The organism is Labrys miyagiensis (assembly GCF_030160835.1).
GTDB lineage: Bacteria > Pseudomonadota > Alphaproteobacteria > Rhizobiales > Labraceae > Labrys > Labrys miyagiensis.
Window position 1 is genome coordinate 1 of record NZ_BSPC01000055.1, and the last position, 5,273, is coordinate 5,273.

Below are 5,273 nucleotides of genomic sequence, written 5' to 3' on the forward strand. Positions count from 1 at the left end.
GTTGCCCGTGAACCGCGCCAGGCCGTCCCGCTGGCAGGCTCTTACCACGGCGCCCGCTCAGACTTCCTTGATATGGAAGTACAGGTGAATGTTACTCACGAACCACCAGAATATGAGGCCGATGATCAGGCGAAACTCTCTTCCGTGATCCCTGAAAATTTTCGCAGATAGTTGGCCCGAAGTTTGCCAGATTGCCCGTTTGTCCCTCGCTCTCAGTTACAGTGCAGAGGAACAATTTGGTCGCTGCCTATGTTACACAGTATGCCCGTAAGGCAATCTTCAAACTAACCATGCGAGAAATAGGAGTTTTACGATGACTACGATTTTGATCATTGTTCTGGTCATAATTCTTTTGGGTGGCGGAGGTTTTTATGGAAGAGGTCGCTGGTATTAGACCCTGCCAAGCTCCGACTACTCGTTCCTTGTATAGCGCGATAAAAGAGGAGCATGGGTCGGCTTGGAACGGTCGATGCGCCCCAGCAATCTGGCCCAAATCGGCTTCTACCGAGGAGCCAGGGGATAATGCCGCACACGTCACGCACGAGGTTGTCGGCACGGATCAGACTATGGGCGACAACTTGGTGAGGAATCATGCAGGTCGAAGGCTCTTGCCATTGCGGAAAAATCCGCTTCGAGGCTGACATCGATGCGGAGACGGTCGGCATATGCCATTGTACAGACTGCCAAACCCTCTCGGCCTCTGCATTTCGGGTCACGGCTCCGGCGAGCGAAGCCGGTTTTCGCCTGCTGAAAGGAATGCCGAAGCTCCATGTAAAAGAAACAGCCGACAGCGGCGCTCCACGCGTCCAGGCATTCTGCGCCGACTGCGGGTCCGCCATCTATAGTACCTCCCTCGCTGGCACGGAACGCACGTTCGGCGTCAGAATCGGAGTGTTGAAGCAGCGTGCCAAACTGACTCCAAGCCATCAGGTCTGGTGCCAATCGAAGTTACCATGGCTACCTGAGATGCCGGGAGAGGCGTTCGAGCAGGAATAAATCTTACCGATCCAGGCTGCTCGCTCGGTTCGGTGAGCAGCCCAGTCCTGCGACGAAAGGGGTTAATCTGTGTGCAATTCCTAAGCAGATTCCGAAAAAGTGCCACGCGGTTTTCCGGAATCTGCGATACGAATAAACAGGCAATCTGCCACGATCATGGGAACAGGGGCCGACCGGTGTGGTAGAGCAATAGCCCCTGTTATAAAGCCTTGGCGATGTTAAATGTCGCGATCATGGTAATTGTTATCGCGCTAATGCTTCTCGCCTACGCGTGTTTCGTCTTGCTGCGCCCCAAAACGGCAGTGTTCTTCATCGTGTGTGGAGTTGGAATATTTGGGTGCGGGCTGGTCCTTGACACGCCGAGCCCACCGCTAGGCATGGCAACGGTCGTCCTGCGTTAGGACTTGGACGCCGGCAAGTTTAAGGTCTCGACTTGCTTCGTGATGGCACCACATCCGTGCGCCGCCAATTTCACGTCCTCATTTTGGCGCGACAATGTTCCAGTTCCCGTCGCCGTCTCTCTCTGCCATAGTTACTCTGCTATATTGGAAGGAGGCTTGCCAGGGCAGACAGGTCCGCGGAGCGGGCAAGCCCCCTACCAACGGGAGATGACCCGTCATAAAGGTAACGGCTTTAGCGCGGTTGGTGTTCCACCTATAACGGGCCACCCTAAGCATTGGCTCTGTTTATTCATTCCGTAAATGCCCAAAACCCGCCCCAGCAACTGATCTCATAGATAGGCTTGCGCGACCATACGACGATCCCTCAATGATCGCTGATTGTGCTTGAAAAAGCTGGCGATTGGCGCTCTTTCAGCGTTAGCGTGGAACACAGTGGTCCGCTCCCGGCTCACCCATCATTCATTCTAGTCAGTCATGCCGAGCGTTGACCGCTGAATGAAAAGAGCCCGTCGAAAAGACGAGCTCTTCGCTGCGTGAGAACTGTACAAGGTCTCGTTAACTACTGAACGATCTGCACTATCTGCCGGGTGCTCGGATCGACAAGGACGACCTCATCGTTCACAACGGCGTATCGATAGTTCACATGTCCATACTCGGCCGGAACTTCGTAATATTGGACGCCGCCCGAAGGAAGCACGGAGCCAACCGTGACCGGATCTGCGTATCGAAATGACTGTGGATGTTGCTCGATCACATACTGCTTGAAACGCGGCTTTTCCTTAATTCCGATCAACCCATTAATACCACCGGTGACCGCCCCCACCGCCCCACCCACAACGCCGCCCACCGGCCCGGCCGCGTCATTTCCCTGCTCAGCTCCATTCTTGGCTCCTGGCAGGACGCCTTGGGCATATGCAGATACTGTCGTTGTTAAACAAAATGCCAAAGCACTGGCGAGAAGAATTGATCTGCCGGTCATAGTTAGTCTCCATCTTTGTGTCATGTTCTCCCAGCGGGAGTCATAAGGCTAACAAAGTGGAGATGGACAATGTTCCGAGATTGCAGTTAGATATTCGTTCACAAGATAATATTGTTTGTTACATGCCATTTCTCCTGATAAGTTTTAGTCCATAAGTGCTGGTGATTCGAGGTTTTCCGAGCGTCATATATCGACCGATACGACGCGAGAATTTGGGCAAGGACTTGATAAATATTATTAGGAAACTTCGCCGAATTGACCGGTCGTTCTTCGGGCTGTCATCGATGAGGAGACATTTCCGATTAGACCGGCGTCTGCAGTCGGCGGCGGCGAATTACCGATGACTCGCTCGCGACATCGAACGATCCCGCCAAAAACGCCGATGACCTCTCGGCAAACCAAGCGTGGGGTCTCGGAAGATAATCTTGAAAATATCCGCGACTGCGTCTTTCGATAACGGTCGCCCAAGCCGGATCTTCGACTGCATCATCGAGATCACGATGTCCACTCGATTATGTCTCTTTGTTCTGGCGGAAGCGCCGCGCCCCCTACCCTTCTCGAATGCTGGGTTTATAAGGGCTGCCGAGGAGGCTGATGAGCTCGTCCAAATCAACAAGTGGATCCTCGATCGACCGAATTGTCCTATGTCGAGGCCCATCGGAAATGCAGCTGCGGACTGGAGGCCAGTAAGCTGCGCTTGCCTTATAGGGGCGTTGATGCCGATCTGTTTCTCGACGACATGGGCATAGACTACATCATCTCAGAGAATAGGATTGTTGCGTTCGTAGCGATGGCCGGCGCATGGAACTCTCTTCCATTAGGAAACGTTACTAACTGTCAGTGGGAGGAACCGGGAACGAGACGACAACAATGGACAAAGATCGCACTTCGAACGCGGAAAAATGGCGCGACCGATACGAAGCTAGCAAGTCTGCCGCCCAGGCGATCATAGACAAAGAAGCCGAGGCGATGAGGGCGAGGACAAATCGCCTACGCGAACAGCGTGGGGCGCAACTTACGGAGACGCCAATTGCAAATGGCGGGGCGCCGCCCCCGCAAGCGCCCATTGAAGCAGCGCAGGATGCCGTTCAATCTGCAACCTCCAATCCCACCGGGTTTGAACGTCGCCGCAAGTGGACAGAAGCTCAGAAGCTGAAGATATTGGAAGAAGTTGCAGCGGGCGGCGACTCCATATCCGAGGTTGCTCGCCGGCACGACGTTACGCCCCAATTGCTCCATCATTGGCAGAAGAAGTTTGCACCTGGCCCCCCAGAAGCCGATGCCGTCGTTTTGCCGGTGTCCGAAAGCCCCGAGGCCATGGCCGAAGAGACGGAAGCTGATATGCATGTCGAGAGCCCCCAGCTTGACGTTCCTGCTAAAACTGCTCGCATCAAAATAACTTGCAGAGGCGGTCGCGTGCTGACGGTCGACGCTAACATTGCGGCTGAGGTGCTGAAGACGTTGATCCGCGTGGTAGAAGATGCGTGAGTGAAAACCACACTCAACCACTATGGCGTCCGTTATCGCGAAATGCCGTGTCGGCGTATCGATTCTTCCCGGAGACGATACACCGCGTTGGGCAAATCGAAGCTAGAAAGGCCGCGGGACCGGAGACATTGGCCCTCTGTAGAATATTGATGTACCGAATGACAGGTTCAACTAGGTTCGAAGGTATCAGGCTCAACCGGCAGGGTGCCCGATCGTGTCAGCCAGCTCCGAGCCGCGCCTGCCCATGGGTTTCGGCGCAGCGGTGGAGGCATCCTTTGCCGTCTGATGTTCCATTTCGGCATTGAGCTCAGCGCCAATGAGGATCGAACAAGCGCAAAGCCACATCCAGATCAGCAGACCGATGACGGCACCAAGCGAGCCATAGGTTTTATTATAGTCCGCCAGGTTGCTAAGGTACCACGACAGCGCAAGCGAGATAAAGATAATGGCTAAAGCCGCGAAGGCTGCGCCCGGGCTAATCCAGCGCCATTTCGCGTGCTGACGGCTGGGCCCGAACCTGTAAAGCAAAGAAAGCCCGACGACAAAGAGAGCTAGCATTAGCGGCCACCTCAGAACGTTCAGTCCCACCACAGCCGCATGGGAGTCTAGTGTCGCGTCAAATACGGCAGGCAACGCCGCAACCACCGCGATGAGCACAACAATGCAGAGCAATGATACGACGGTCATCCCAAGCGAGAGGAAATTAAGAGTGAGGAATGATCGCTTTTCCTTCTCTTCATAGGCGACGTTCAGGCCATCAATAAGCCCCTTCATCCCGGAATTCACACTCCAAAGTGCAAATAGCAGACCAAGAACAAATTTGACGCCCAATTCCCCCTGGCCCTGGGCGACGACACGACGAATTTGATCATCGACGATTGAGAAAGCATCGGGCGGCAGCAGAAAAGACAACTGCTGCAAGTGCTCGCGCATGGTGTCTGCGTGGGCAAATAGACCATAAATTGAAACGATGGCGGCAATTCCTGGGAATATAGCCAGCAGCCCGTAAAATGCGATTCCGCCCGCCACGATTATCAGACGGTCGTTCTGTACCTCGGTATAAGTTCGAAGAATTACATCGCGCAACCCCGCGCCGCCGAGTTCTGCCGGACTCGCTGCAGATTTGCTGCGATCAACATCCGTTTCAGCCCCAACGGCTGGCTTTGGGGTGATTTGTGGCGACCCAATGGTGTCTTTCTTTGGAGTGATGAAGCCAGTCGCCAGCAAAAGCGCCCCGAGCAAAATGAAGCTGAAGGCAGTTCTAGTAAATCCGGGGTTTGCTTCGCCTTCGCTCCGAACCATGCATCGACCTTCCTATATCGAACCACCCTTCGCGTCGGATCTAAACAGGGCGATCCGTCTCGGGCTGCATCAATCTCGCCATGGCTGCCATAAGGCCCAGTCCGATG

Annotated in this window: 4 protein-coding genes; 2 read left to right on the plus strand and 2 right to left on the minus strand. The window is 54.4% G+C overall.

What is annotated here, in order from left to right; all coding sequences use genetic code 11:
* The first annotated feature begins 591 nt into the window (after window positions 1-591).
* Window positions 592-996, plus strand: a complete 405-nt coding sequence (locus QQL24_RS24755) for a GFA family protein (protein WP_284314975.1) — start codon at window positions 592-594, stop codon at window positions 994-996.
* 960 nt (window positions 997-1,956) lie between these two features.
* Here the strand turns inward: QQL24_RS24755 and QQL24_RS24760 are convergent.
* Window positions 1,957-2,376 (minus strand): DUF1236 domain-containing protein, encoded by a 420-nt coding sequence (locus QQL24_RS24760; protein ID WP_284314976.1) that lies wholly within the window; start codon window positions 2,374-2,376, stop codon window positions 1,957-1,959.
* Between the two features lie 870 nt (window positions 2,377-3,246).
* Here QQL24_RS24760 and tnpA point away from each other — a divergent pair.
* Window positions 3,247-3,864, plus strand: coding sequence for an IS66-like element accessory protein TnpA (tnpA, locus tag QQL24_RS24765; protein WP_284314977.1), 618 nt, complete (start codon window positions 3,247-3,249; stop codon window positions 3,862-3,864).
* Window positions 3,865-4,056: 192 nt separating this feature from the next.
* Here the strand turns inward: tnpA and QQL24_RS24770 are convergent, their stop codons facing one another.
* Window positions 4,057-5,166, minus strand: a complete 1,110-nt coding sequence (locus QQL24_RS24770; protein ID WP_284314978.1) for a YihY/virulence factor BrkB family protein — start codon at window positions 5,164-5,166, stop codon at window positions 4,057-4,059.
* Window positions 5,167-5,273: the final 107 nt, after the last annotated feature.

Excerpts from the sequence above, each read along its gene's own strand:
- QQL24_RS24770 (WP_284314978.1), bottom strand. The coding sequence starts at position 5,166 with ATGGTTCGGAGCGAAGGCGAAGCAAACCCCGGATTTACTAGAACTGCC.
- QQL24_RS24760 (WP_284314976.1), bottom strand. The coding sequence starts at position 2,376 with ATGACCGGCAGATCAATTCTTCTCGCCAGTGCTTTGGCATTTTGTTTA.
- QQL24_RS24755 (WP_284314975.1), top strand. The coding sequence starts at position 592 with ATGCAGGTCGAAGGCTCTTGCCATTGCGGAAAAATCCGCTTCGAGGCT.
- tnpA (WP_284314977.1), top strand. The coding sequence starts at position 3,247 with ATGGACAAAGATCGCACTTCGAACGCGGAAAAATGGCGCGACCGATAC.